22 protein-coding genes, 2 tRNA genes, 2 rRNA genes and 1 pseudogene are annotated in these 25,510 nt (G+C 40.6%); 7 read left to right on the forward strand and 20 right to left on the reverse strand.

Annotation, left to right across the window (positions count from 1 at the left end; genetic code table 11):
- Window positions 1-254: 254 nt before the first annotated feature.
- From pyrF to cmk, 6 genes are all read right to left on the reverse strand, one after another.
- Complete coding sequence (gene pyrF, locus EDC44_RS11490; protein ID WP_131979066.1) at window positions 255-953, reverse strand: orotidine-5'-phosphate decarboxylase; 699 nt, start codon at window positions 951-953, stop codon at window positions 255-257.
- Window positions 954-975: 22 nt separating this feature from the next.
- Entirely contained in the window at window positions 976-2,157 is a 1,182-nt protein-coding gene (gene lapB / locus EDC44_RS11495) for a lipopolysaccharide assembly protein LapB (RefSeq protein ID WP_131979069.1), read from the reverse strand.
- Complete coding sequence (locus EDC44_RS11500; RefSeq protein ID WP_131979072.1) at window positions 2,157-2,453, reverse strand: LapA family protein; 297 nt, start codon at window positions 2,451-2,453, stop codon at window positions 2,157-2,159. The genes lapB and EDC44_RS11500 overlap by 1 nt, the downstream gene beginning before the upstream one ends.
- A gap of 153 nt (window positions 2,454-2,606) precedes the next feature.
- Window positions 2,607-2,891: an integration host factor subunit beta gene (locus EDC44_RS11505; RefSeq protein ID WP_131979075.1), complete on the reverse strand. Its 285-nt coding sequence runs from the start codon at window positions 2,889-2,891 to the stop codon at window positions 2,607-2,609.
- Between the two features lie 77 nt (window positions 2,892-2,968).
- Window positions 2,969-4,618 (reverse strand): 30S ribosomal protein S1, encoded by a 1,650-nt coding sequence (gene rpsA / locus EDC44_RS11510; RefSeq protein ID WP_131979078.1) that lies wholly within the window; start codon window positions 4,616-4,618, stop codon window positions 2,969-2,971.
- A gap of 104 nt (window positions 4,619-4,722) precedes the next feature.
- Window positions 4,723-5,397 (reverse strand): (d)CMP kinase, encoded by a 675-nt coding sequence (gene cmk, locus EDC44_RS11515; RefSeq protein ID WP_131979081.1) that lies wholly within the window; start codon window positions 5,395-5,397, stop codon window positions 4,723-4,725.
- Between the two features lie 167 nt (window positions 5,398-5,564).
- On the opposite strand from cmk, the gene lysM reads away from it, so the two are divergent.
- Entirely contained in the window at window positions 5,565-6,008 is a 444-nt protein-coding gene (lysM, locus tag EDC44_RS11520) for a peptidoglycan-binding protein LysM (protein ID WP_131979084.1), read from the forward strand.
- 54 nt (window positions 6,009-6,062) lie between these two features.
- Here lysM and EDC44_RS13435 read toward each other — a convergent pair.
- Together EDC44_RS13435 and EDC44_RS11530 are read right to left on the reverse strand one after the other, a co-directional pair.
- Window positions 6,063-6,164 (reverse strand): annotated as a pseudogene (locus tag EDC44_RS13435) (IS3 family transposase); the annotation flags it as partial.
- A gap of 8 nt (window positions 6,165-6,172) precedes the next feature.
- Window positions 6,173-8,584 carry an exo-alpha-sialidase gene (locus tag EDC44_RS11530; protein WP_131979090.1) on the reverse strand — a complete coding sequence of 804 codons (2,412 nt, stop codon included), beginning with the start codon at window positions 8,582-8,584 and terminating at the stop codon, window positions 6,173-6,175.
- A 419-nt stretch (window positions 8,585-9,003) separates the two neighbouring features.
- Between EDC44_RS11530 and tig the strand changes: the two genes are divergently transcribed.
- The 5 genes from tig to arcA all read left to right on the forward strand — a co-directional run bounded on the left by tig (window position 9,004) and on the right by arcA (window position 14,819).
- Entirely contained in the window at window positions 9,004-10,302 is a 1,299-nt protein-coding gene (gene tig / locus EDC44_RS11535; protein WP_131979093.1) for a trigger factor, read from the forward strand.
- A gap of 114 nt (window positions 10,303-10,416) precedes the next feature.
- Window positions 10,417-11,001, forward strand: coding sequence for an ATP-dependent Clp endopeptidase proteolytic subunit ClpP (gene clpP / locus EDC44_RS11540; protein WP_131979096.1), 585 nt, complete (start codon window positions 10,417-10,419; stop codon window positions 10,999-11,001).
- Window positions 11,002-11,015: 14 nt separating this feature from the next.
- Window positions 11,016-12,254, forward strand: coding sequence for an ATP-dependent protease ATP-binding subunit ClpX (gene clpX, locus EDC44_RS11545; RefSeq protein ID WP_131979099.1), 1,239 nt, complete (start codon window positions 11,016-11,018; stop codon window positions 12,252-12,254).
- 111 nt (window positions 12,255-12,365) lie between these two features.
- Window positions 12,366-13,946 carry a peptide chain release factor 3 gene (gene prfC, locus EDC44_RS11550; RefSeq protein WP_131979102.1) on the forward strand — a complete coding sequence of 527 codons (1,581 nt, stop codon included), beginning with the start codon at window positions 12,366-12,368 and terminating at the stop codon, window positions 13,944-13,946.
- Window positions 13,947-14,111: 165 nt separating this feature from the next.
- The gene (gene arcA / locus EDC44_RS11555) at window positions 14,112-14,819 is read left to right on the forward strand and encodes a two-component system response regulator ArcA (protein WP_131979105.1); all 708 of its coding nucleotides are present in this window, start codon (window positions 14,112-14,114) and stop codon (window positions 14,817-14,819) included.
- Window positions 14,820-14,957: 138 nt separating this feature from the next.
- Here the strand turns inward: arcA and rimO are convergent, their stop codons facing one another.
- From rimO to proC, 7 genes are all read right to left on the reverse strand, one after another.
- Window positions 14,958-16,289 (reverse strand): 30S ribosomal protein S12 methylthiotransferase RimO, encoded by a 1,332-nt coding sequence (gene rimO, locus EDC44_RS11560; protein WP_131979108.1) that lies wholly within the window; start codon window positions 16,287-16,289, stop codon window positions 14,958-14,960.
- Window positions 16,290-16,431: 142 nt separating this feature from the next.
- On the reverse strand, window positions 16,432-17,055 hold the full coding sequence (gene slyD, locus EDC44_RS11565) for a peptidylprolyl isomerase (RefSeq protein WP_131979113.1): 624 nt from the start codon (window positions 17,053-17,055) through the stop codon (window positions 16,432-16,434).
- 71 nt (window positions 17,056-17,126) lie between these two features.
- Window positions 17,127-17,846, reverse strand: coding sequence for an SIMPL domain-containing protein (locus EDC44_RS11570; protein WP_165870265.1), 720 nt, complete (start codon window positions 17,844-17,846; stop codon window positions 17,127-17,129).
- Window positions 17,827-18,249: a ribonuclease E inhibitor RraB gene (rraB, locus tag EDC44_RS11575; protein ID WP_131979119.1), complete on the reverse strand. Its 423-nt coding sequence runs from the start codon at window positions 18,247-18,249 to the stop codon at window positions 17,827-17,829. Before rraB ends, EDC44_RS11570 begins: the two co-directional genes overlap by 20 nt.
- Window positions 18,250-18,398: 149 nt before the next feature.
- Window positions 18,399-21,464 (reverse strand): glycoside hydrolase family 2 TIM barrel-domain containing protein, encoded by a 3,066-nt coding sequence (locus EDC44_RS11580; protein WP_131979122.1) that lies wholly within the window; start codon window positions 21,462-21,464, stop codon window positions 18,399-18,401.
- Window positions 21,465-21,490: 26 nt separating this feature from the next.
- Window positions 21,491-22,654 carry a 3-phenylpropionate MFS transporter gene (locus EDC44_RS11585; protein ID WP_131979125.1) on the reverse strand — a complete coding sequence of 388 codons (1,164 nt, stop codon included), beginning with the start codon at window positions 22,652-22,654 and terminating at the stop codon, window positions 21,491-21,493.
- Window positions 22,651-23,466, reverse strand: coding sequence for a pyrroline-5-carboxylate reductase (proC, locus tag EDC44_RS11590; protein ID WP_131979134.1), 816 nt, complete (start codon window positions 23,464-23,466; stop codon window positions 22,651-22,653). Before proC ends, EDC44_RS11585 begins: the two co-directional genes overlap by 4 nt.
- Before the next feature lie 63 nt (window positions 23,467-23,529).
- Here proC and rdgC point away from each other — a divergent pair, with 63 nt between their 5' ends.
- Window positions 23,530-24,438 (forward strand): recombination-associated protein RdgC, encoded by a 909-nt coding sequence (gene rdgC / locus EDC44_RS11595; RefSeq protein ID WP_131979128.1) that lies wholly within the window; start codon window positions 23,530-23,532, stop codon window positions 24,436-24,438.
- A 60-nt stretch (window positions 24,439-24,498) separates the two neighbouring features.
- Here the strand turns inward: rdgC and EDC44_RS11600 are convergent, their stop codons facing one another.
- The 5 genes from EDC44_RS11600 to rrf (EDC44_RS11620) form a co-directional block, all read right to left on the reverse strand.
- On the reverse strand, window positions 24,499-24,888 hold the full coding sequence (locus tag EDC44_RS11600; protein WP_131979131.1) for a RidA family protein: 390 nt from the start codon (window positions 24,886-24,888) through the stop codon (window positions 24,499-24,501).
- Window positions 24,889-25,070: 182 nt separating this feature from the next.
- Window positions 25,071-25,146 (reverse strand) — tRNA-Trp (locus tag EDC44_RS11605).
- Between the two features lie 19 nt (window positions 25,147-25,165).
- Window positions 25,166-25,242 (reverse strand) — tRNA-Asp (locus tag EDC44_RS11610).
- 13 nt (window positions 25,243-25,255) lie between these two features.
- A 5S ribosomal RNA gene (gene rrf / locus EDC44_RS11615) occupies window positions 25,256-25,371 on the reverse strand.
- A gap of 48 nt (window positions 25,372-25,419) precedes the next feature.
- Window positions 25,420-25,510 (reverse strand): 5S ribosomal RNA (gene rrf, locus EDC44_RS11620); the annotation flags it as partial.

Here is a 25,510-nt window from a genome sequence, read left to right on the forward strand (position 1 = left end):
CTGAAAGGGAATATCAAGAGAAAGGTGAAAAAAGTAAAAAGATAAACCCACTTTTATCAAATTGCTTTGAAAAAGTGGGTTTGTCAGTAGTCTGAGATATTCGTTTGAATATCTTAGTTTGTTGACAAACAGGTGTAATAGACGGCTTAATGGTGTAATAGACAAAAGTGTTAGTAAAAAGTGCAATGAAGCCTTGTAGTACAAGGCTTTAACTCACTTTATAGCAATTATTTTGTCCATTACACCATAAAACATTATAAATTCGCTAACGACGTATTAATAGATTTCAATACATCCACTGGATTTGTCGCTTGAGTAATCGGGCGACCGATAACAAGATAGTCAGATCCCGCTTTGATTGCTTCTTCCGGTGTCATCACACGACGTTGGTCGCCTACTTGGCTACCTTCAGGACGAATGCCCGGTGTCACTAATTTGAAATCGCTACCGAATGTACTGTTTAAAATTTCTACTTCTTGCGGTGAACATACTACGCCGTCTAAACCTGCACGGTGAGTTAAACGGGCTAAACGGATCACTTGTTCCATTGGAGATGTGTTAATGCCAAGTTGTAGTAAATCAACATCTTCCATACTGGTTAATACGGTCACGGCAATCAACAATGGAGCCTCTTTACCATAAGGTTCCAGAATTTTTTTCGCTTCTTCCATCATACGCAAACCGCCGCTAGCGTGCAGATCCACCATCCATACGCCTAAATCTGCCGCAGAACGCACCGCTCTTGCCACAGTATTCGGAATATCGTGATATTTCAAATCTAAAAATACATCAAATTTACGTTGGTGTAATTGTTTTACAAATTCAGTTCCCAAAGTAGTAAACATTTCTTTACCGACTTTCAAACGGCATAAGCTCGGATCAATTTGATCAACCAGGCTTAAAGCTTCGCGTTCCGTTTCATAGTCCAATGCAACAATAATTTTGCTATCCATTTTTTCCCCTTATTAATTTAAGTTAAATCCCTTGTGTTGGTTTGACTGTTTCCCACCGGCGACAAGACGGGCAGCACCATGTTAATTTATGGGTTTGATACCCGCAAGCCGTACAACGATAATCAAAACGTTGTTTAATTCGTTCGCCGACCATTTTATGTAATAAAATCAAACTATCTTTCGCGCGTCCGGATTCCGCTTCATCAATTTGATATTGAATAAAGCGATGAAATACAAACATAGTCGGATTTTTATTGAGTTGCTGATATAATTTCGCCTGGGCGGCAGCTCGACCATCTTTTTCTTCAATAAAGTCCGCTAATGCCAATTCGACTTGACTATTGTCCTCCTGCTGACTGGCTCGAATTAAAAATACTTCAAAATCATCAAGTTGCTCCAATTGATGATAACAATATTTCAGATCTTCTAAACTTTCACCTACATACGCCGGGTTTTGTTGCAAAATATTTTCTAAAAATTTGACCGCACTTCGATAATCTTGTTGCTCAATATAATGCTTACCCAACAATAATGAGGCTCTGGCACAACTATTAGACACTTTCAGTGCTTGCTGTAAAAATTGTAACGGATTTTCTTTATCTTGCGATGTTAATGTCTGAGCATATTCGCAATAATAATGTGCCAACTCGACATTATTTTCTTTGGGCTTAATTTTGGCTAATTTTTCCGTTACATTAATAGCTTTCTTCCACTCTTTGGTTTTCTGATAAATTATCGCCAATTGTTGTAATGCGCCTTCGGCAAATTCCGGTTCATCCACCAATGTGATATAAAGTGTTTCGGCCCGATCATAAAATCCCACGGACATAAAATCTTTTGCCAGCTGTTGTTTCGCTAACAGTTTTTGTTCAAAACTATAATGCGGACTGCGATCTAATGCTTGGTGAATACGTAGAGCTCTGTCCACTTCTCCACGGGAACGGAATAAATTTCCTAATGTCAATTCCGCTTCAAATTGGGAATCCGTGTGGATTTCGTTTTCATTTTCCTGTTTTTGTAAAATATCTAAAAATAAATCAACGGCTTTTTCTTGTTGATTAGACAGCAAAAAATTAACTCCCGTCACATAGTCACGGGAAAGTTTATTACTGATATCTTCCTGATCTTTCTTCGCACTGCGATGCCCCATATACCAACCATAAGCTACGGCAATAGGCAGAAGCAGGAAAAGTAATTCCAGCATTATTCAGCTGCCTTTTCTCGACTGGTGGTCAATTGGTTAATTTGCTGGGTTTGACGTTTAACTTGGCGGTTTAATGCCATATTTTTAAATTTCAATTTAAGATAGAAGAAACCACTAATCAACCAACCTAAAATTAAGCCTAAACCGAATAAAATAGCAACTAATGTGGATAATCGAAAATCACTTTTTGCCACAATATAATTAAAGCTGATAATTTGATCATTATTTGCCCCCACTGTAATTGCAACTAAAACGATAGCCAGCACAATTATAAAAATAAAAATATATTTCAACATAGTACACTCCAATAAACATCAATCCTGATTGTTAGCCATTATGCCAAAATTTACCATCGGGTTATAGTAATTTTTCAATAAACTACTGAAAATAACACATAAAAAAACGACACTTTTTACAGTGTCGTTATCTATCGTATCGGTTAAGTAATATTATGAATGAACGTCCACACGCTCTCTTAATTCTTTACCCGCTTTAAAATGCGGAACCGCTTTCGCTTCCAACTTCACTTGCGTACCGGTTTTAGGATTGCGACCAATACGCGGTTGGCGAAAATGTAAAGAGAAACTGCCAAAGCCTCGAATTTCAATGCGATCACTGTTTTCCAATGATGAAGAAACCTGATCCAGAATTTCTTTTACCGCATTCTCAACCGCTTTAGCTGAAACAGTGTGGTTTTTAGCAACTAAATTTTCAATAAGTTCTGATTTATTCATACTCTGCTCCTAACCTTTATTATGACAGGTATGCTTTTCAACATACCTGCTTTTGAGATGGGAAGGGAATTAACTAATTATTCGCCTTTAGCTGCTTTGAATGCTTCCGCAAATGCGTTTGGAATAGCAACTTCTTCTTGTTTGTTATTCACACTTGCAACTGCTGCAGCTTCTTCGGCCTGATCTTTAGCTCGTACAGATAAGTGTACGATACGGGCTTTACGATCTACGCCTGTATATTTAGCTTCAACAACATCACCTGCATTCACTTCTTCCACTAAATCCGCCGCACGGATGAAACCTTCAACGCCGCCTGCTAATTCAACTTTAGCACCTTTAGCATCAGCTTCAACAACTGTTGCAGAAACTATTGCACCTTTTTTGGTATCAGCTAAAAAGTTATTGAACGGATCAGATTCAAGTTGTTTAATACCTAAAGAGATGCGCTCTTTCACTGCATCCACTTGTAATACGACTGCCGCAACTTCATCGCCTTTTTTGTAGCTACGAACTGCTTCTTCGCCCGATACATTCCAAGAAATATCAGATAAGTGAACTAAACCGTCAATACCACCTTCAAGACCGATGAAGATACCGAAATCCGTAATTGATTTGATTTTACCTTCAACTTTGTCGCCTTTGTTGTGGGTTTCAGCGAAATGTTGCCATGGGTTAGGTTTACATTGTTTTAAACCTAAAGAAATACGACGACGTTCTTCATCAATTTCCAATACCATCACTTCAACGGTATCGCCTAAACTTACTACTTTAGACGGGTGGATGTTTTTATTTGTCCAATCCATTTCTGAAACATGAACTAAACCTTCAACGCCGTCTAAGATTTCAACGAAACAACCGTAGTCTGTCAAGTTAGTTACTTTACCGGTTAATTTGCTGCCAACCGAGTGATTTCCAGCAATAGCAACCCAAGGATCTTGACCTAATTGTTTTAAGCCTAAAGATACACGTGTACGATCTTTATCGAATTTTAATACTTTAACGGTAATTTCATCACCAACGTTTACGATTTCGCTTGGGTGTTTAACACGTTTCCAAGCCATATCGGTGATATGTAATAAACCGTCAACGCCGCCTAAATCAACGAATGCACCGTAATCGGTTAAGTTTTTAACTGTACCTTTAACTTCGGCACCTTCAGATAGGTTAGCAAGAATTTCTTCACGATCTTGGCTGTTTTCAGTTTCGATTACAGCACGACGTGAAACAACAACGTTGTTACGTTTTTGGTCAAGTTTGATTACTTTGAACTCTAATTCTTTACCTTCTAAGTTCATGTTGTCACGTACCGGACGCACATCAACTAATGAACCTGGTAAGAATGCACGTACGCCGTTTAACTCAACAGTGAAACCACCTTTCACTTTACCGTTGATTAAACCGACAACAGTCGCTTGTTCTTCGTATGCTTTTTCTAATTCAATCCAAGACTCGTGACGTACTGCTTTTTCGCGAGAAAGTTTGGTTTCGCCGAAACCGTCTTCAACTGCGTCTAACGCAACTTGAACAACGTCGCCTACTTTAACAGTTAATTCACCTTGTGCATTAGTGAATTCTGCAGCATCAATAGCCGCTTCAGATTTTAAACCTGCGTCTACAAGTACATAGCCTTTTTGAATAGCAACAACAGTACCGTTTACGATTGAACCTTGACGGGTTTCAAGTTCTTTTAGTGATTCTTCAAATAGTTGAGCAAAAGATTCTGACATAATTAATCTTCAATTTTAAGTTAATAAAATCCGCTTCAATTCCATACAAAGCGGGTCTATGGATAAATGTTCATTCAATCCGTGAATAAACCAGAGTGTGAATTTTAACCTAAATCAAGCTTGTTGTGAATGAAATTTAAGGCTTTTTCAATTACTTCTGCAATACCTAAGGCAGTGCTGTCTAATAATAACGCATCGTCCGCCGGTTTGAGCGGTGCTACCGCCCGATTTCTATCACGAAAATCGCGTTCTTTGATCTCGGCTAAAATCCCGTCAAAGTTACCATCAATTCCTTTTTCTTGCAACTGTTTATAGCGTCTTTTTGCTCTTTCTTCCGCACTGGCATCTAAAAACAGTTTGACCTGTGCTTCAGGAAAGACCACTGTCCCCATATCGCGACCATCGGCAATTAAGCCTTTTTCGCCGGCAAAATCCCGTTGACGCTGTAAAAGTGCGGTGCGAACCAAAGGAAAAACCGCAACTTTGGAGGCTGCATTGGCAGTTTCTTGGGTGCGAATCTGTTTACTCACATCTTCACCGTTCAGCAGTACCTGCACCTCACCGTTTCTCGGCACGAATTGCAAATCTAACTTACTTGCGATTTCCGCCAAAGTTTCTTCATCGTCCAATGCTACGCCATGCTTTAATGCCGCTAATCCGGTCACACGATAAATCGCACCGGAATCCAATAACTCAAAGCCTAATTTTTCTGCCAACGCATAACATAATGTTCCCTTGCCGGCTCCGCTCGGACCATCAACCGTAATAATCACACTCATAATTTTACTCACTTGATAACTGTTTCTTTATTATAGAAAAAATTCTTAAAATTTGCACCGCACTTTTGTCAATTCAATGTAAATATTTTTGAAATCATAGACATTCAAATAAATTTCGGCTATTGTTAATTCCGAACAATAACTCAAGCAAATTAAGGAGCAAAATAATGGGTTTATTTGATTTCGTTGGTGATATCGGCAGAAAACTTTTCTCTAAAAAAGAAGAAGCCTCAGAAGCAGTAACCAACCATATCGCAGAAGATAATCCGGGCGTTGAAAACGTTTCCGTTAAAGTGGAAGACGGTGTAGCAACAATCGAAGGTCAAGCGACTTCCGCCGAAGCTTTAGAAAAAGCGATCTTAATGGCGGGTAACGTAGCCGGTATTTCTTCTGTAAAAGCTGACGGCGTAACCATCGCAAACGGCGATATGTTAGCCGGTGACGATGAATTTTATGTAATTCAAAAAGGCGATACTTTATGGGCTATCGCAGAAAAAGCATACGGCAACGGTGCAAAATACACTGCTATCGTAGCTGCAAACAAAGAAGTTATTAAAGATGCGGATAAAATCTTCCCGGGACAAAAAATCCGCATTCCTAAATCTTTGTAATTTAATCAAAAAAAGTAAAAGTGCGGTCAAATTAATCTGACCTCAAAAAGTTGGTTAAATCAAGGACTGTTTCCGATATTCAATTGGACTCAGTCCTTTCAATTTTAACTGAATACGTTTCTGATTGTAATAAGTGATGAACAGCACTCTTTTGCTACTGCCAGCTAGAAATTATAACCCAGATCTAAACCGATACTCACATCGGAATGTTGTGAACCATAACGTTGTAGTCTCACATTTGAAGCAATGGATAAGCCGTTAGCAAAGCGTTTTTCTATGCCAGTAGTCAAGCCATAAACCGTATTACTTGAATCAATTTTATATTGATTAGTCGAATCGTTGGACTGTGACAAGGTTGCATCATCTTTCACGAAAGCAACATTCGGACGTATTACCACATTTATATCGTCAAGTTTATACGTAATATTTACGCCAATATCGCCGGCGTACACCGTGCGTTTATTCATCGCTACATCATCGTCAATCAAGGTTCTTGACGAACGAGAAAGATAAGCACCGACAGATGGACTAATACTTAATTTATCATCCACTTTGATTTGATAGGCATAGGTCAAATAGGCATCCACATTTTTATTTCGCTCAATAAACTCAGAATGCTTAACACCACGATAACGCACAAATCCCGCAATCCGGTTATTCCCCCAAGTATATTTTGCTCTTATACCAAATTGTTGATTTTTCTGATTTTTATTGCGGTATTCCATAAATAAACCGGCTTGTAAATTATCGCTGAAGGTTTTATTTATCCCTAATGATAATTTATTATGTCTTGTGCCTGCATCATAACTGACGAACAGATCATCAAAAGTGCGGTAGATAATATCGTGATTATATTCATTAAATTTTTCAACGTACTGCGTATATTTACTGAAATCTAATTTGGTATTTAACGCTAAGAAAGTACCACTTAATCCATTATAAAGATCCTGTATGCCCAAATAATCCAAATAAGTACCGTTATCAATACGCGCAATGTCATTAACATTATGCAAAGCATTACCAAAGGCTTTTTGTTTCGACGGTAACGCTTTGGTTAACGCTTTAGCCAGCTCAGCTAATTTTGCACTATCTATTTTTAACTTATTCATCGCTTTATCTATCGCAATGGATTGTGCAATAGCATTATCATTGGCACGACGCATTTTGGCGATTAATTCATCTTTCTGACCTTGATTTAAGTGTGTAAGCGCATTAATTTTAGCGACTTCTGTGGCAATTTCGTCCGGCAAGTTCCATTCTTTAGCCTTCGCTTCAATACTAGCCATATACTCGGTTAAGTTTTTTACCCTAATATTTCCGTCATCTTCAAACGCAACAAACAAATTACCTTCTTTGTAGGCTAAAGAAGAATAACCCGCACCGGCACCATTTCCTGAACCGGGACGAATAATAGCAACCTGATATTTATGACTCGGATCTTTCGCATCAAGCATCCACAATGCAATATTCCCACGTTTATAACCGTCCGATAAACCATTTGGTTTTGACACAAATAACACTCGTCTTCCACTTGGCAGCGTAACATAAATTGATGACCCTTGAGAAGGTGCCGCTGTTGTTTCGCTGAATCCGTTTACCGGGTTATAAACATGCCAGGTTTTACCAAGATCTTCACTATAATATGCCCATCTTTTTTTACTAGAATTATCCTCTCGTCCGGTCATAACCAGTTTATTGCCGATCTCAAATACCATATTTTCCAACGAACTTTGGTTTGGTGCGAGTGCATTCGTTATTGCAGGCATATCCCATGTTTTACCGTTATCTTTTGAATACATAATCGTCGTTGCAATACCGTTTTTATGTGCAGTTTGAATCGGGAAAACCAATGTACCATCACGCATAACAATACCGGACCCGACACCACCTAAAAAACCGATTGTAGGCGATCCACTTTTTTGTACTTTCTGAAAAATTTGCGAATTGACCAGATTGCTAAATTCCGCATTTTTCTCCCAAGTTTGCCCGCCGTCCGTTGATTTATAAATCGTTGCAGCCCATATATTATTGGAAAAATAATTAAATCTATCCTGATACCAATTACGTGTGCCGGAAGACCAAGTACCATGCATAGCATAAAGGCTACCATCAATAGGATTGTATAAAATGGTGGCATCCATTGCCCGACGTGTCGGTGATTTAGAATCATTGAATGTCCAAGCGGTTTTTTTCTGCCAAGAATATCCGCCATCAGATGAAATCGCAATCCCCGGATCAATACGATCCTGATCTGCCGCTTTATTCCATCGTAAATCAAACATCGCGACCAATTTATTATCATCGGTGACCGTCAATGCCGGAATACGGCTATAGTAAAGTGGTGTGGTTCCTGCCGGTTCGTTATTCGGACCAACCCCGGCCCATAATTGTCCTTTCTCATCAATAGTAAAATTATCAAACCCGGCTCTTTTAGTGATATTTGTTAAATTCTCATTGAGATCGCTCTTCCATTTAAAATTAACGGATTGTGAAAATGCATAGGACGAGGCAGACAAGGAAAGTAAGACGATAGATGAAAGTAAACATTTTTTAAATTTTTGACGCTGAATGTTCATAGAACTATCCTTAACAAAGTTAGTAGACCATAAATAATCACTGAAATTTATACCATTACGAACCACATAGAATGATTAAACTTCAACCACGGAATATGTAACATAATCCAATGTCTTTTTCTAACGGCAAATATCAAAAATGTGATCTACGCTTCATTTTTTTATAATTTTTTGAAATTTTTTTTCATTTTAACTAATCTCTTCAAGAAGCAAGTAATGGTAAACATTAATTTTAGAAAACAAATAACTGAATATTTTTTACGCAAATATCACTTTTTATACAGCATTATATCGACTAATGCCGTTTGTATCGCTATAATCCACTGTCTAATCTTTTTAGGTTGAAGTTTAATTTTTTTAGTTACGTGTTCGGTGTGAACCTTCGCCGAGTGCAAATGATTTATTTCGAGGTAGCATAAATGCAATTTTCTATTGAAACAACTCAGGGTCTTGAGCGTCGTGCCAGCATCACTGTACCGGCAGAAACTGTGGATAAGGCAGTGCGTGAAGAATTAAAACGTGCAGCAAAAAATGTACGTGTTGACGGTTTCCGTAAAGGTAAAGTTCCGCCACATATTGTTGAACAACGCTTCGGTGCATCAGTGCGTCAAGACGTATTAAGCGACTTATTACAACGTCATTTCTTTGATGCCATGTTCCAAAACAAAGTGAACCTGGCTGGTCGTCCGACTTTTGAAGTTGAACAATTTGAATCAGGTAAAGATTTAAAATTCACCGGTGTATTTGAAGTATATCCGGAAGTGGAATTACAAGGTTTAGAAAACATTAAAGTAGAAAAACCGGTTGTAGAAATTACAGATGCTGATCTTGATAAAATGATCGACGTCTTACGTAAACAACAAGCAACCTGGTCTGAAACCGATGCGGCAGCACAAGCGGAAGACCGTGTGACTATTGATTTTATTGGTTCTGTTGACAATGAAGAATTTGAAGGCGGTAAAGCGGAAGACTTCGTATTATTTATGGGTCAAGGCCGTATGATCCCTGGTTTTGAAGACGGTATTGTGGGACACAAAGCCGGCGAACAATTCGACATCAACGTAACATTCCCTGCTGAATACCACGCTGAAAACTTAAAAGGTAAAGATGCAAAATTCGCGATTACCTTGAAAAAAGTAGAAAATATGGTATTGCCTGAATTAACCGATGAATTCGTGTCAAAATTCGGTCCAAACAGCAAAACTGTGGCAGATTTACGTGCTGAAATCAGCAAAAATATGCAACGTGAATTGAAAAACACCGTGACCTCCCGCATTAAATCTCAAGTGCTTGACGGTTTAATCGAACAAAATCCGGTTGAAGTGCCAAAAGCAGCAGTAGAACAAGAAATCGAAGTATTACGCGGTCAGGCGACACAACGTTTTGGCGGCAACGCACAACAAGCTGCACAATTACCACGTGAATTATTCGAAGAACAAGCTAAACGCCGTGTCCAAATCGGTTTATTGTTAGGTCAAGTCATTGCGTCTAACGAATTAAAAGTTGATGAAGACCGCGTAAAAACGATGATCGAAGATATCGCTTCTGCATACGAACAACCACAAGAAGTTATTGAATATTACAGCAAAAACAACGAATTATTAAATAACTTACGTAACGTTGTATTAGAAGAACAAGCGGTTGATGCCGTACTTGCTAAAGCTCAAGTGACTGAAAAAGCACAGTCTTTCGATGAAGTAATGAATCAACAAGCGTAATCCGCTTCATATCTGACATAAAGTGCGGTTGTTTTTTCCAAAAAAATAACCGCACTTTTCATTTAAATTCAGGTAGAATAGCCGGATATTTGCATTTTATATTAGGAGATATAAATGAGTGTAATTCCTATGGTATTGGAGCAAACCGCAAAAGGCGAACGCTCCTATGATATTTATTCCCGTTTATTAAAAGAGCGTGTGATTTTTTTAAGCGGTCCCGTTGAAGACAATATGGCGAACTTAATCGTGGCACAGCTCCTGTTTTTAGAATCAGAAAATCCGGATAAAGATATCAACATCTATATCAATTCACCGGGCGGTTCCGTTACTGCGGGAATGGCTATTTACGACACGATGCAATTTATCAAACCGGATGTGCGTACCGTATGTATCGGTCAGGCTTGTTCAATGGGAGCCTTTTTACTTGCCGGCGGTGCTGCGGGCAAACGTGCCGCATTACCACACGCCCGTGTGATGATCCATCAGCCGTTAGGCGGAGCCCGCGGTCAGGCTTCCGATATTTTGATCCATGCCCAAGAAATTTTGAAAATCCGTAATACATTAAATCAGCGTTTAGCATTCCACACCAGTCAGCCGTTGGAACAAATCGAACGCGATACGGATCGGGATAATTTTATGTCCGCCGAAGAAGCCAAAGCTTACGGCTTGGTTGATGCGGTGTTAACGAATCGTTTATAATTCGGAAAAATAACATGTCAGAAGAAAAAGAATTACATTGTTCATTCTGCGGTAAAAGTCAAAAAGACGTAGATAAACTCATTGCCGGTACGGATGGTTATATTTGTAACAAATGCGTTGAGCAATGCCATGAAATGCTGGAAGGTGTAGCTTCGGAAGAATCTGCTGATGAAGAAGCAAAAACTGCCGAAAAACCCACCGCACTTCCAACACCACATGAGATCCGCGAGCATTTAGACGACTATGTGATCGGTCAGGATTACGCCAAAAAAGTACTGTCCGTGGCTGTATATAATCATTACAAACGCTTACGTTCGCCACAAATCAATGATGTAGAATTAGCAAAAAGTAACGTGTTGCTCATCGGCCCGACGGGTAGCGGTAAAACCTTATTGGCAGCGACAATGGCGCGTATGTTAAATGTACCTTTTGCCATGGCCGATGCCACCACCCTAACCGAAGCCGGTTATGTAGGTGAAGATGTGGAAACCATTTTGCAGAAATTATTGCAAAACTGTGACTACGATCCGGAACGTGCGGAACAAGGCATTATTTACATTGATGAAATCGATAAGATTACACGTAAATCGGCCAATCCGTCTATCACTCGCGATGTGTCAGGCGAAGGCGTGCAACAAGCGTTATTAAAACTTATCGAAGGCACGGTTGCGGCAATTCCGCCACAAGGTGGTCGCAAACATCCGCAACAAGAATTTTTACAAGTGGATACCTCTAAAATTCTGTTTATTTGCGGCGGTGCGTTCTCAGGACTGGATAAAATCGTGGAACGTCGCGTGTTTGTAGGCAGCGGGATTGGTTTTGAAGCTGAAGTCAAAGGTGAACAAGACGAACAAAACTTAAGCGAATTATTCAAACAAGTGGAACCGGAAGATTTATTCAAATTCGGTTTAATTCCTGAATTTATCGGTCGTTTACCGGTTATCGCACCACTTGCGGAATTGGATGAGCAAGCCTTAATTGATATTCTTACAAGTCCTAAAAACGCATTGACAAAACAATATCAAGCCTTATTCAGCTTGGAAAACGTAGAGTTAGAATTCACCCCGGAAGCACTCACTGCGATCGCTCAAAAAGCTCTGGCTCGTAAAACCGGTGCCCGCGGTCTGCGTTCTATTGTGGAAGGCGTGTTGTTAGATACCATGTACGATCTACCGTCACTTAAAGATCTGAAAAAAGTGATTGTGGATGAAAGCGTTATCAAGGATCAACAATCGCCGAAGTTGGTATATTAATATTCTCAACATAGCGTGGGCACTTATTGCCCACCGATAAAAATTTCAAGAAAATCAAAATGATGGGTAATAAATGCCCACTCTACAAAATATTCGGTTCAGGAACAATAAATGTCATATCCACAAGAAGTTAATAAACGTCGCACCTTTGCGATTATTTCTCACCCCGATGCGGGTAAAACCACCATCACGGAAAAAGTGTTGTTATACGGAAATGCCATTCAAAAAGCCGGTTCAGTGAAAGGCAAAGGTTCGGCACAGCACGCAAAATCCGACTGGATGGAAATGGAAAAACAACGCGGAATTTCCATTACCACATCGGTGATGCAGTTCCCTTATAACGATTGCTTGGTTAACTTGCTGGATACACCGGGACATGAAGATTTCTCGGAAGATACTTACCGCACTTTAACCGCAGTGGACAGCTGTTTGATGGTGATTGATTCAGCCAAAGGGGTAGAAGAACGCACCATTAAACTCATGGAAGTCACCCGTTTGCGTGATACACCGATTTTGACCTTTATGAACAAACTCGACCGCGATATTCGCGATCCGATGGAATTATTGGACGAAGTGGAAAATGTACTGAATATCCGTTGTGCTCCGATTACCTGGCCTATCGGTTGCGGCAAATTGTTTAAAGGCGTATATCATTTATACAAAAACGAAACCTATTTATATCAAACCGGACAAGGCCACACCATTCAAGAAGTGCGGGTAATTTCCGGCTTAAATAATCCGGAGTTGGATGCAGCCGTAGGTGATGATTTGGCCCAGCAATTGCGTGATGAATTAGAATTGGTACAAGGTGCAAGCAATGAATTTGATTTGGATTCATTCTTAAACGGTGAACTGACACCCGTGTTTTTCGGTACCGCACTGGGTAACTTCGGAGTAAATCATTTCTTAGACGGTTTAACCCAATGGGCTCCGTCACCACAGGCTCGTCAGGCAGATAGCCGAACGGTAGAAGCCGGTGAAGAAAAATTAACCGGTTTTGTGTTTAAAATTCAAGCCAATATGGATCCGAAACACCGCGACCGCGTGGCGTTTATGCGTGTAGTGTCCGGCAAATATGAAAAAGGTATGAAACTGCGTCATGTGCGGATTGGCAAAGATGTGGTGATTTCCGATGCTTTGACCTTTATGGCAGGCGATCGCGCGCAGGCAGAAGAGGCCTTTGCGGGCGATATTATCGGTTTGCATAACCACGGCACCATTCAAATCGGCGACACCTTCACCCAAGGGGAAGAATTGAAATTTACCGGTATTCCAAACTTTGCCCCGGAATTATTCCGCCGTATCCGTTTAAAAGATCCGCTAAAGCAAAAGCAATTATTAAAGGGCTTGGTACAGCTTTCGGAAGAAGGTGCGGTGCAAGTGTTCCGACCGTTAATGAACAACGATCTGATCGTGGGAGCAGTGGGCGTGTTGCAGTTTGATGTGGTGGTGTCCCGCTTGAAATCGGAATATAACGTGGAAGCCATTTATGAAACCGTCAACGTAGCAACGGCTCGCTGGGTGGAATGCATCGATGGGAAAAAATTTGAAGAATTCAAACGCAAAAATGAGCAGAATTTAGCTCTGGACGGCGGTGATAATCTCACTTATATCGCTCCGACCATGGTTAATCTGAATCTGGCTCAAGAACGTTATCCGGATGTAACATTCTTCAAAACGCGCGAACACTAGCTAGTATTTATGATAAAAAAGCAGGTGAACAAACCTGCTTTTTTTATGACATAGATCATATAATTCAATAGTATTTTAACAAATTTAACATTTTCTATTGTCGCAATAACAATAGCCTTATAAAATAATCAATTAATTAATCATTTTTACGTATTGGAAAAGAATATGGTGACGCCGCAAATTTTAATTGTTGAAGATGAAGCCGTTACTCGTAATACCCTAAAAAGTATTTTCGAGGCGGAAGGTTATGATGTATTTGAAGCAGCTGACGGTGCAAGAATGCATGATATTTTATCCGAGCAAGATATCAATTTGGTCATTATGGATATTAACCTGCCGGGTAAAAACGGTTTGATGTTAGCACGTGAATTACGCGAGCAAGAGCATATCGCATTAATCTTTTTAACCGGTCGCGATAATGAGATCGATAAAATACTCGGTCTGGAAATCGGTGCCGACGACTATATCACTAAACCATTCAATCCCCGTGAATTAACTATTCGTGCCCGTAATTTACTGCAACGCACAATGCAAGAGCACCCTAAAGAATCCGGTCATTTGGAAAATTTCCGTTTCAACGGTTGGACGCTGGATATTAACAGTCGCACATTAATTAACCCGGAAGGTGAAGAATATAAACTACCACGCAGTGAATTCCGTGCCATGTTACATTTCTGCGAAAACCCGGGAAAAATTCAGACTCGTGCGGAATTATTAAAACGCATGACGGGACGTGAACTTAAACCGCATGATCGCACCGTCGATGTAACGATTCGTCGTATTCGTAAACACTTTGAAGATCATCATGACACACCGGAAATAATCGCAACCATTCACGGTGAAGGTTATCGTTTTTGCGGTGAATTGGAATAATTTTACAGAATTGAAATAAATCGCATTCACATAATAGGACGTGTTGGTATATATGTCTACACGCCCTAATTGTTTATTGATTCAGCAAAAGTGCGATTGAAATTTTTTATTTTTAATCGCACTTGCTCATTCAATGAATTAACAGCTTCCCCACAAATCATATTCGTCAGCGTTGTGAATGGTCACTTGGATGACATCGCCCACTTTTACCTTTTGTCCGCTGAGATTATCCACATAAACAACCCCGTCAATTTCCGGTGCATCTGCCATTGAACGACCAATAATGCCTTCCTCGTCAATTTCATCCACGATCACTGCAAGGGTTTTACCGATTTTTGCTTGTAATCGCAATGCGGAAATTTCTTGTTGTAACTGCATAAAACGATGGAAACGGTCTTCTTTCACATCTTCCGGTACTTGTTCTGCCATATCGGTCGCAGCCGCCCCTTCTACCGGACTGAATTTAAAACAACCGACACGATCTAACTGTGCTTCTTTTAAAAAGTTCAACAACAATTGGAAATCGTCTTCCGTTTCACCGGGGAAACCCACAATAAAGGTTGAACGCAAAGTGAGTTCCGGACAGATTTCACGCCATTGCTTAATGCGTTCTAAAGTGCGGTCAATTTTGCCCGGTCTTTTCATTGCTTTTAAGATTTTCGGACTGGCGTGTTGTAGCGGAATATCCAAATACGGCAGAATTTTACCTTGAGCCATCAGCGGAATTAAATCATCTACGTGCGGATAGGGATACACATAATGCAAACGCACCCAAATACCCAATGTGCCAAGCTGTTCGCACAGGGTAATCAGATTATTTTTAATTGGTTTCCCGTTCCAGAATACGGTTTTATTTTGCATTTCTTTGCTTTGCTCCAACAAATACGCTGATGTATCTTGTGACACTACCAACAATTCTTTCACGCCCGCCTCTGCCAAACGCTTAGCTTCATCTAATACTTGCGTAAGCGGACGGCTATCCAACTTACCACGCATAGACGGAATAATGCAGAAGGTACAGTTATGATCGCAACCTTCAGAAATTTTCAAATAAGCATAATGTTTCGGCGTTAATTTCACACCTTGTTTCGGCACTAAACTCACATAAGGATTGTGCTCCGGTTTTGGTACATATTTATGCACATGGTTCATCACTGCTTCATAGCTGTGCGGACCGGTGATTTCCAACACTTTCGGATGCACTTGGCGGATTTGATCTTCGCGAGCACCTAAACAACCGGTGACGATCACTTTGCCGTTTTCTTCTAAGGCTTCGCCAATGGTTTCTAAGGATTCCTGTACGGCACTGTCGATAAAACCGCAGGTGTTCACAATCACCAGATCTGCATTTTCATAGCTGGAAATAATGTTATAACCATCGGAACGCAATTCTGTCAAAATACGCTCGGAATCCACTAAATTTTTCGGGCAACCCAAACTGATAAAACCGATATTCGAGGTCGAATTCATACAATAATCACTCTAAAATATACTAAAATAAAAATTGGTGCAGATTGTACAAAATTTATCTGCAAAATGCGATAAAAAAGCACCGCACTTACCGTATTTTCACGGCAAGTGCGGTGTAAAAATAAAGTTTTTTAAGATCTAATTAGTGGTGATGGTGTCCGCCACAACCGCAACCACCGTGACTATGTCCATCTTCATCGTCGTGGTGATGGTGATGATGGTGCCCATGACCACCGCATCCGCAACCGCCATCGCCATGACCGCCACAACAGCCGTCATGACTGTGTTCATGATGATGACCGGCTTGATGAATATGACCATGTGCAATTTCTTCCGCTGTTGCTTCGCGGGTTGCCACCACTTCAACAGTGAACAATAATTCTTGACCGGCTAACATATGGTTACCGTCAACCACGACTTCATCTCCGGCAACTTCGGTAATCACAACCGGCAACGGACCTAAATCAGTATCTGCGATAAAACGCATACCGACCTGTAAATCATCAACGCCCACAAACACATCTTTCGGCACACGTTGCACCATATTGTCATTGTATTCGCCGTAGCCTTCTTCCGGTTTTACGCGTACTTCAAATTTGTCGCCTACCTCTTTGCCTTCAAGTGCATTTTCCAAGCCAATCACTAAATTATTATGGCCTTGTAAATATTCTAAAGGTTGATTTGCCGGTGCTTCATCCACTAATACACCGTCTTCCGAGCGAACTTGATACGCAATACTTACGACTACATTTTTTGCTACTTTCATTAAAAAATCCTTCTGGGTTTAGAATAAATCAAAATTCCGCTCATTGTAGCGAAATTTCGATAATAAAGCTATTATTCATTAGTTAACATAATTTGGGCATCAATCTCGGTTTTCAAAGTTGCTTTACCATTATCCAGCTCCATCGGTGTACCGCTTTCTGACAATGCCATTTTTGCGGTCGGCATAACCAGATCATAGTTACGATAACCAAAATCATTATTACCCGAGCGAATATTTAGGTTCTGCACTTTATAACCTTTCGCCTGCATTGCGGTTTGAATTAACGTAGCTTTTTGTTTGAATTTGGCAATCACATCCTGCACCATTTCATCTTCAACCTGCTTCATTGCATCGCGAGATAACGCAAAGCCTACATTTTCCATCGCCCATTTATCACTGAATTTTTCCGCTAACTGCGACAATGTGGCAAAATCTTTGCTTTCCAAAACCACTTCTGCCCGCATAATCCAACCGTTTTGCTTGTTGCGAACACTGTCATATTTCGGATAAGAAAATTGAGAATTGGTTTTAATTTCCACCGCACTTTCTGATTTTGCCTGTGCCACCAATTCATTTAACGCTTTCGTCGTCTCTTGCGTTAATGCGTTAATATCTTTACCTTCTTTTTGTATATAAAGTGATACGAGCATTAAATCACGGGGCATTTCTTTTTCACTTTGCACGGTAAAATTAATCAAATTTGCTTTATCATCGTCTGCTAATGCAGCAGTTGATAGCAAGCATAAAGGCAATAATAAACCTAACTTTAATTTAGCGATCATTTTCATCATCAAATTCCTCTTCGTCATCAAAAAATTCACCATCATCACCATATTCATCATCTTCAGCATTAGGATCTTCAAAATACGTGCCCCAACCGTCATAAATTCCGCCGTGTTTTTCCACTAACGGCAACAATTCTTTTTGCTGTGCATCAATAATTTCCGCCTCTAATTTCACTTCGCTCACAATATCAAAGCTGAATACGGTTTTGCCTTGCTCGTCTTCCAATTCTTCCGCTTCTGATACTTCGTAACCGGCTTTAAACGCATCCACCGCAATTTTTTCGAGTTTATCAAAATTATAATGAACTACATGATGTTCAATAATATAAAGGGCTTCAGGATCACTGCCGTCGTTGAGTAAATCCGTAATAATTTCACGGGTTTCCGCTTGTAATTCTTGCATATTCATATCTTTCTCCTTGTGAACAGATGAATTGAGGCTATTTTAGGGGGAATTGGTTGGATTAACAAGAAAAAGGTGATTATCCCCGCACCGAGGCGCAGGGGATTATGTAATTGCGCCGTACGCTATATTCGTAGTATCCCGCAGATTATTAATCATCCTATTTTCACATCAAACCGACAATGCCATTGCGTTTCGTTTAAACGATATTGATCTTTCAGATTCGGTCCGCAGGAATTCGAACCGATTCCACTCATTTTATAATCCACACAAAGCACGATGTAAGGTTCGTCTTGTAATTCGTCATTGTGTTTGACTGCGGTAAGCTGTTCTTGCGTATAAGGCGACAAATTAAAGCTAAACGGCCGGTTTGCGGTGACAAAAATCTGTTGCGTTTCCGACCGCACTTTTACAAAGGAACAGCCATAATGACTGCCGCTTTCTTGCGGTTTTAAGTAGGACACAAAATTATCTGCCGGCGTGGTTTCATATAAGCCTAATTTTGTGCTGTGATGTTTATCAATATAGCTTTCACCCGCCCAACTGCTACTGCCATAGCCGAAATATTCTGTTTGTTGGAAGTCCTTCTCCAGTAAGAAACGCAAACCGAAACGCGGTAGGAACGGTAAGTGCGGTGCTTTTTCCGCTTGAATTTCAATGCTCAACTGACCATCGGCAAAAACACTGTAACAGACATCTAAGGTCAAAATCCGTGCTTTCGATACCGCAACCAATCCGCATTTTGCCCGAATTTGTACGCAATTTTCCTGTTTTTCCCAACTGATTGTGTAAGCCCGGCTTTCTGTTTTGTTATAACCTGCAGAAATCCAGTGTGCTTTGATCAAGCTATCATTATCCAACGGTGCTCGCCAGATATTGAAATCCAACGGTTGCTGCAACAGATTTTCGCCGTTTTGCTGAATTCGGCTGACAATTCCTTTTAATTTATCAAAAACATACTGCACTTCACGGTTCTCAATCTGAATCTCGAGTTGATTTTCGGTGATCACAAAATCTGTCGCCGAATGTTCGCTATGCAAAATCGGCAACTGTTGGCGGTTAAATAAATTAATTTGATCGAATCCTAACTGATGATTGGCTTCCACCAAAGCAGTAGCCTGTTTTTGATAATAGGCTAAATCCAGCAGCCATAAACCGCCGTTATCCTGTGGTAAATCCAGCGGTAAAAGTGCGGTTTGTTTTGGCGAAATTTTCAGATTATCCCAATAACCTTCGCTGATGGTGATGCCATTTTCCGATAAACGATAGTGAACGGATGCGAAATCACCAATATCGGTAAAATCTAAATAATTCGTCAATGTAATATTGCTGTCTTTTAACGCAGCACGAATAGGACGATTGACGTTTTTCATTTCCAGCAGACTGCTTTGTACTTTACGATCGGCAGTCACTAAACCGTCGGCACAGAAATTGCCGTCGTTCGGCGTATCGCCGAAGTCACCGCCGTAACCCATTTTGCCGTTTGGCAAATAAGGCGAGTGGTTGCACCATTCCCACACAAACCCGCCACAGGCTTTATCAAAACGCTCAAAGGCTTGCCAATAATCTTCCGCATCACCACAGGAATTGCCCATTGCGTGTGTGTATTCGCACAATAAATACGGTCGGGTTTTGCTGCTGTCTGTACAATATTCTGCCAGTTGCTCGGTGCTGGTGTACATTTCACTGTGAAAATCTAAATTTGACCAGTCGTTTGTATGTTCGCTATGCTCAAAAATCGCGTTCTCATAATGTACCAAGCGGCTCGGATCGCGACTTTTCACCCACGCGACTGCCGCTTCAATATTTTCACCGTAACCGGATTCATTGCCGATAGACCAAATCACGACGGATGTGCGGTTTTTATCCCGTTCTACATTGGCATAAGTGCGGTCTAAAATAGCATTTTTCCATTGCGGATCACGAGCTATATAGCAGTAATTATCAATTACTTGTTGGCGGATCTTGGCTTGATCGGAATAAATTTCCGCCCCTAATAAAATACTTAATTCCGGTGTTTGCACATGCACGGCATTTGTGCCGTGACTTTCAATATCACTTTCCGCAATCACATAAAAACCGTATTCATCGCATAATTCGCTAAACCAAGGTGAATTCGGATAATGAGCCGTGCGGATAGCATTGAAATTATGCTGTTTCATCAAACGTAAATCTGTAATAGCTTGTTCACGGGTGATGGCATAGCCTGTTTGCGGATCGCTGTCGTGACGGTTGACCCCTTTAAATTTTATCGGCTGATTATTAAACAGCAATACACCATTTTTCACTTCAATATGGCGGAAACCGATTTTCTGACAAATCACTTCCGAACCGTAACGGAATAACAGCGTATAAAGTTTTGGCGATTCCGCATTCCATAACTGCACTTCATTCACAATAAATTCAAAGCCTTGTTCTGTGATCGCACTGAGCAATACGTTGCCTTTCGGATCATTAAGCTGCCAACCGATTTCCCGTTTCTCTGCCGGTAAGCCGTCCTTCACAAAAGACACATCCACTTTCAGCACGGCACTGGTGAAATCATCGCTTAAGATGGTTTGAATAAAGAAATCCTGCAAATAATGCGCTTCCCGCTCCAGAATATAGACATCACGAAAAATACCGGACATACGGAATTTATCCTGATCTTCCAAATAACTGCCATCGCACCATTTCAACACCAACACATGCAGATGATTTTTGCCGTTTTGCACAAATTCACTGATATCAAATTCCGATGTGCTGTGACTGATTTGTGAATAGCCCACAAATTGTTGATTCACATATACAAATAAGCAACTATCCACACCTTCAAAATTCAGCATATAGCGTTTGTTAGGATTCACTGCAAGATCAAATGTGCGATGATATAGCCCACAAGGATTTTGCTGCGGCACAAACGGCGGATCGAATGGAATAGGATAATTAACATTGGTGTATTGATGATGATCATAACCGTGATTTTGCCAGTTAGACGGCACAGGAATTTGAGCTGTAAATGGGTATTGCAACCAGTTTTCCGGCAAATAGTGATAGCTTTCAAAATAAGCAAAATCCCAGTTTGCGTTTTCTGAACTAGAAAGTGCGGTAAAAAATTCAGATTTTTCCCGCGGATTTTTCACCGCACTTTCCACCGAACTATGGGGAATAAAATAAGCGTGATGCGGTTGGGTATTCACATGCAAGACTTGCGGATCCTGAAAGTAGTTTGGTAGCGGCATTGCAACTCCTTACAATTGAGTTCTGATTATTTTTTCATTAGTTTAGTAACAGGTTGTTCCGCATTAGGCGGCACTAAAAACATTGCCAATACGGCAAACACCATCATTGCCATAAAGCCGAACTGCGGATTAATCGGATATAAAAAGCCGGATAATGCCGTCAATAATGCTATCCCCATACAACTTGCCATTGCACTGTATAAACCTTGTAACTTCACTATATAATGCGGCAACTGAGCGCTGATATAACGCATTACGGCATAATGATTTGCGGCAAAAGTTAAGGCGTGCATCATTTGAGTAATCGCAATAAGAATTAAATTTGTAGTGCAACTTAACACTGCCCAACGCACTAAAGCGGATATGGCGGTGAAATGCAGCATAAAACGGACGGAGCGATGTTTAAATAATTTTGCAGAAAAGAAAAATAACACTATTTCTGCCGTAACCGCCAAGCCCCATAATAAACCGGTGGTTTGCATGCTAATGCCTTGTGCTGTCCAATACAGCACGCTGTAAGCGTAATACATCGCATGCGATCCTTGAATGAGAGAGGCGGATAACAATAAACGCAAGACGACTTTATCCTTGAGTAAAGTGCGGAAAGTGACATCATTTTTCACCGCACTTTGTTCATTTCTCGGCAAAGGACTCGGTGTGAGCATTTGTACACTGGCATATAAGATAAAAAGTGCGGCTAAAAACCAAATCATTTTATCGTTGCCAAACTGTCCGATTAAACTCCCTATCAGTATAACTCCCACCACAAATGCCGCAGATCCGATTAAACGGCTTTTACCATAATCCAGTTTTATTTGCCGCTGCCACGTAGTGGCCAAACTATCCGTTAACGGTATTGCCGCAGCATTACACAACGAAAATGCCATCACGCCAATTAACAGCAACGGCAGGCTTTCAACGGCAAAAGCGATAAATAAAGTAATCAGCACAGTGCTCCACGCCAATAATCGCAAAGCTAAAGGCAATTCACTGACTTGACGAATCCGACCGGAAAAATAAAGCCCACCGGCAAAACGAAATACATAGCTGCCGGCCACGATCATCCCGATAGTTTCGGCAGTATATTGATGAGCTTGTAACCAACTCGGGAAAAACGGTACGAATACGCCATAAGCGATATAGTAGCCGAAATAGCTGAGAGCCAGCCAACTAAAGGCTTTGATTTTCAAAATAAAGTTTCCATTTCCATTGAGCGTTCCACACAAGCCTGCATTGCCTGTTCGATGATAGCTGCTAAATCTGCTTGTTCAAATACTGCCAGTGCCGCCGCAGTAGTGCCACCTTTTGATGTAACATTTTCCCGCAATGTGGCGATCGGGGTCTCAGGATTGCAGATTACCATTCTCGCCGCCCCCAATGCCGACTGTTGCACTAATAAACGGGCAGTTTCTGAACTCAATCCTTGTTTCAGTAAGACTTCCTGCATTGCTTCCATAAAACGAAAAAAATAGGCCGGACTGCTGCCGGCTGCCGCTGTCACCCAGTGCATATCCGATTCTTGTGCTACCCAAACTGTTTGTCCCACTGCCTGCAAAAGTGCGGTAGCAAATTGATGATTTTTCGTAGATAAATGTTGATCCGCATAAAGCCCTGCCATTCCTTCAGACACGAAGACCGATGTATTCGGCATCACTCGAACGATCTGTTGAGCCGTAGGCAATAAGGCCTGCAAACGGGAAATTGAAATACCGGCGGCAATAGAAATTACTAATTTTCCGCTAAAATCCACCGCACTTAAGGATTCGCAAGCCAGTGCCATAATCTGTGGTTTTACCGCTAATAACACCACATCGGCAGTTTGTACCGCTTGCTGATTATTATCTGTGGCATTAATTCCCTTAGCAAGAAAAACTGCCCGCTGATATTCGTTAGGATCGCACACCGTAATTAAATGGCGAGCATAACCTTGTTTTAACAAGCCAAATACAATGGCTTGAGCCATATTTCCGCCGCCAATAAAAGTAATTGATTTTTGTTCCATCATTTTCTGTCCCGTTAGTGTTACAATAACCGCATTCTACTAAAATTAATATAGGAATTCATTATGTACTGGTTTAAAAACCTGATGATTTATAAATTAACGAAAGTGCTGGATTGGTCTGCGGATAATCTGCAAAGCCAATTGCAACAATGCGAATATCACCCTTGTAGTCAATCGGATATGAGTAAATTCGGTTGGACAAATCCTTTACGCAACAGTGAATTATTGCATTTTTCCGTGGGTAAACAGATCCTATTGGTGGCTCACAAAGAGGAAAAAATCCTGCCAAGTGCGGTCGTAAAACGGGAATTAGATGAACGCATCAATGAACTAGAAGCCAAAGAAAACCGCAAATTGAAAAAAACTGAGAAACAAGCCCTAAAAGATGATGTGGTCTCAATACTACTGCCGCGAGCCTTCAGTAAAAATCAGCAAACCGCAATATGGATTGATGGCGAAACCAATTTGATTTATGTGGATGCCGCTTCCGGCAAACGAGCGGAAGATGCTTTAGCACTATTGCGGAAATCTTTAGGTTCATTGCCCGTTGTACCATTAGCATTTGCACAAGAACCGACATTAGTGATGACCAACTGGATTGCTCAAGATAACGTACCGCAGTGGTTGCTACCACTGGAAGAAGCAGAACTCAAAGCAGCCGACGATCAAGGCATTATCCGCTGCAAACAGCAAGCATTGGACAGCGAAGAAATTCTTTCTCATTTACAAGCAGGGAAATTTGTAACTAAACTGGCATTAGAATGGGAAGAGCATTTAAGTTTTGTACTGCACGATGACGGCACACTGAAACGCTTAAAATTTGCGGATATGCTGCGAGAAAAAAATGATGATATTTTAAAAGAAGATTACGCACAGCGTTTTGATGCGGATTTCATTTTAATGACCGGCGAATTAGCCAAACTCACTGCCAATCTAATCGATGATTTCGGCGGTGAAAAAGAGCGGTTGTAATCAAAAAATTTAAGAGCGGAAAATTTTCTCAAAATTAACCGCTCTTTTTTATCAAATGGATTAAGATTTTACAGCAATCGCTTCAATTTCCAAGCCCACATCTTTCGGTAAGCGAGCCACTTCAACGCAAGAACGAGCAGGGAAATTCGGATGACTGTTTTCCTTAAAGAAACGTTCATATTCCTCATTAACGGCCGCAAAATCATTTAAATCTTTCACAAAAACTGTCGTTTTCACAATATCTCCAACTTTCAAACCTGCTTGTTCGATAATCGCTTTAACATTTTCCAAAGACTGACGTGCTTGAGCGGTAATATCTGTTGGAATCTCACCGGTTGCCGGATTTACCGGAATTTGACCTGATGTTAATACCAAGTTGCCAAGATCCACGGCTTGCACATAAGGACCAATTGCTGCCGGCGCTTTTTCGGTATAAATGATTTTTGTCATAGCATCTCCTTTTGAATAAAAAAACTCAGACAAAATAATAACTTGATAAAGTAAATTTGAAAAGGATTTTAAAAGAATAAATAGAATTTAATAAAAAAATTTAGATACAATGTAATGTAAAACCAGGAAAGAACAGAATATCACTTACAATATTTAACTAATTGATATTTAAGTAAAAATAATGGCAGGGGCGGAGAGGCTCGAACTCCCAACACCCGGTTTTGGAGACCGGTGCTCTACCAATTGAACTACGCCCCTATTGGTAAGATAAAAGAATTGGCGGAATGGACGGGACTCGAACCCGCGACCCCCTGCGTGACAGGCAGGTATTCTAACCAGCTGAACTACCACTCCGCTAATATTAGGTATTTGGCAATGTCCTACTCTCACATAGGGAAACCCTACACTACCATCGGCGTTACAACATTTCACTTCTGAGTTCGGAATGGAATCAGGTGGGCCTATTGCACTATTATTGCCAAAATTATTTTATTAATTCACTTATCAAATAAACTAATAAAATAAAATTGAACCTGATGGTGTCCTACTCTCACATGGGGAAACCCCACACTACCATCGGCGTTACTGCGTTTCACTTCTGAGTTCGGGATGGTATCAGGTG

The organism is Cricetibacter osteomyelitidis (assembly GCF_004340985.1).
Lineage (GTDB): Bacteria > Pseudomonadota > Gammaproteobacteria > Enterobacterales > Pasteurellaceae > Cricetibacter > Cricetibacter osteomyelitidis.

Excerpts from the sequence above, each read along its gene's own strand:
- pyrF (WP_131979066.1), bottom strand. The coding sequence starts at position 953 with ATGGATAGCAAAATTATTGTTGCATTGGACTATGAAACGGAACGCGAA.
- lapB (WP_131979069.1), bottom strand. The coding sequence starts at position 2,157 with ATGCTGGAATTACTTTTCCTGCTTCTGCCTATTGCCGTAGCTTATGGT.
- EDC44_RS11500 (WP_131979072.1), bottom strand. The coding sequence starts at position 2,453 with ATGTTGAAATATATTTTTATTTTTATAATTGTGCTGGCTATCGTTTTA.
- EDC44_RS11505 (WP_131979075.1), bottom strand. The coding sequence starts at position 2,891 with ATGAATAAATCAGAACTTATTGAAAATTTAGTTGCTAAAAACCACACT.
- rpsA (WP_131979078.1), bottom strand. The coding sequence starts at position 4,618 with ATGTCAGAATCTTTTGCTCAACTATTTGAAGAATCACTAAAAGAACTT.
- cmk (WP_131979081.1), bottom strand. The coding sequence starts at position 5,397 with ATGAGTGTGATTATTACGGTTGATGGTCCGAGCGGAGCCGGCAAGGGA.
- lysM (WP_131979084.1), top strand. The coding sequence starts at position 5,565 with ATGGGTTTATTTGATTTCGTTGGTGATATCGGCAGAAAACTTTTCTCT.
- EDC44_RS11530 (WP_131979090.1), bottom strand. The coding sequence starts at position 8,584 with ATGAACATTCAGCGTCAAAAATTTAAAAAATGTTTACTTTCATCTATC.
- tig (WP_131979093.1), top strand. The coding sequence starts at position 9,004 with ATGCAATTTTCTATTGAAACAACTCAGGGTCTTGAGCGTCGTGCCAGC.
- clpP (WP_131979096.1), top strand. The coding sequence starts at position 10,417 with ATGAGTGTAATTCCTATGGTATTGGAGCAAACCGCAAAAGGCGAACGC.
- clpX (WP_131979099.1), top strand. The coding sequence starts at position 11,016 with ATGTCAGAAGAAAAAGAATTACATTGTTCATTCTGCGGTAAAAGTCAA.
- prfC (WP_131979102.1), top strand. The coding sequence starts at position 12,366 with ATGTCATATCCACAAGAAGTTAATAAACGTCGCACCTTTGCGATTATT.
- arcA (WP_131979105.1), top strand. The coding sequence starts at position 14,112 with ATGGTGACGCCGCAAATTTTAATTGTTGAAGATGAAGCCGTTACTCGT.
- rimO (WP_131979108.1), bottom strand. The coding sequence starts at position 16,289 with ATGAATTCGACCTCGAATATCGGTTTTATCAGTTTGGGTTGCCCGAAA.
- slyD (WP_131979113.1), bottom strand. The coding sequence starts at position 17,055 with ATGAAAGTAGCAAAAAATGTAGTCGTAAGTATTGCGTATCAAGTTCGC.
- EDC44_RS11570 (WP_165870265.1), bottom strand. The coding sequence starts at position 17,846 with ATGATGAAAATGATCGCTAAATTAAAGTTAGGTTTATTATTGCCTTTA.
- rraB (WP_131979119.1), bottom strand. The coding sequence starts at position 18,249 with ATGAATATGCAAGAATTACAAGCGGAAACCCGTGAAATTATTACGGAT.
- EDC44_RS11580 (WP_131979122.1), bottom strand. The coding sequence starts at position 21,464 with ATGCCGCTACCAAACTACTTTCAGGATCCGCAAGTCTTGCATGTGAAT.
- proC (WP_131979134.1), bottom strand. The coding sequence starts at position 23,466 with ATGGAACAAAAATCAATTACTTTTATTGGCGGCGGAAATATGGCTCAA.
- rdgC (WP_131979128.1), top strand. The coding sequence starts at position 23,530 with ATGTACTGGTTTAAAAACCTGATGATTTATAAATTAACGAAAGTGCTG.
- EDC44_RS11600 (WP_131979131.1), bottom strand. The coding sequence starts at position 24,888 with ATGACAAAAATCATTTATACCGAAAAAGCGCCGGCAGCAATTGGTCCT.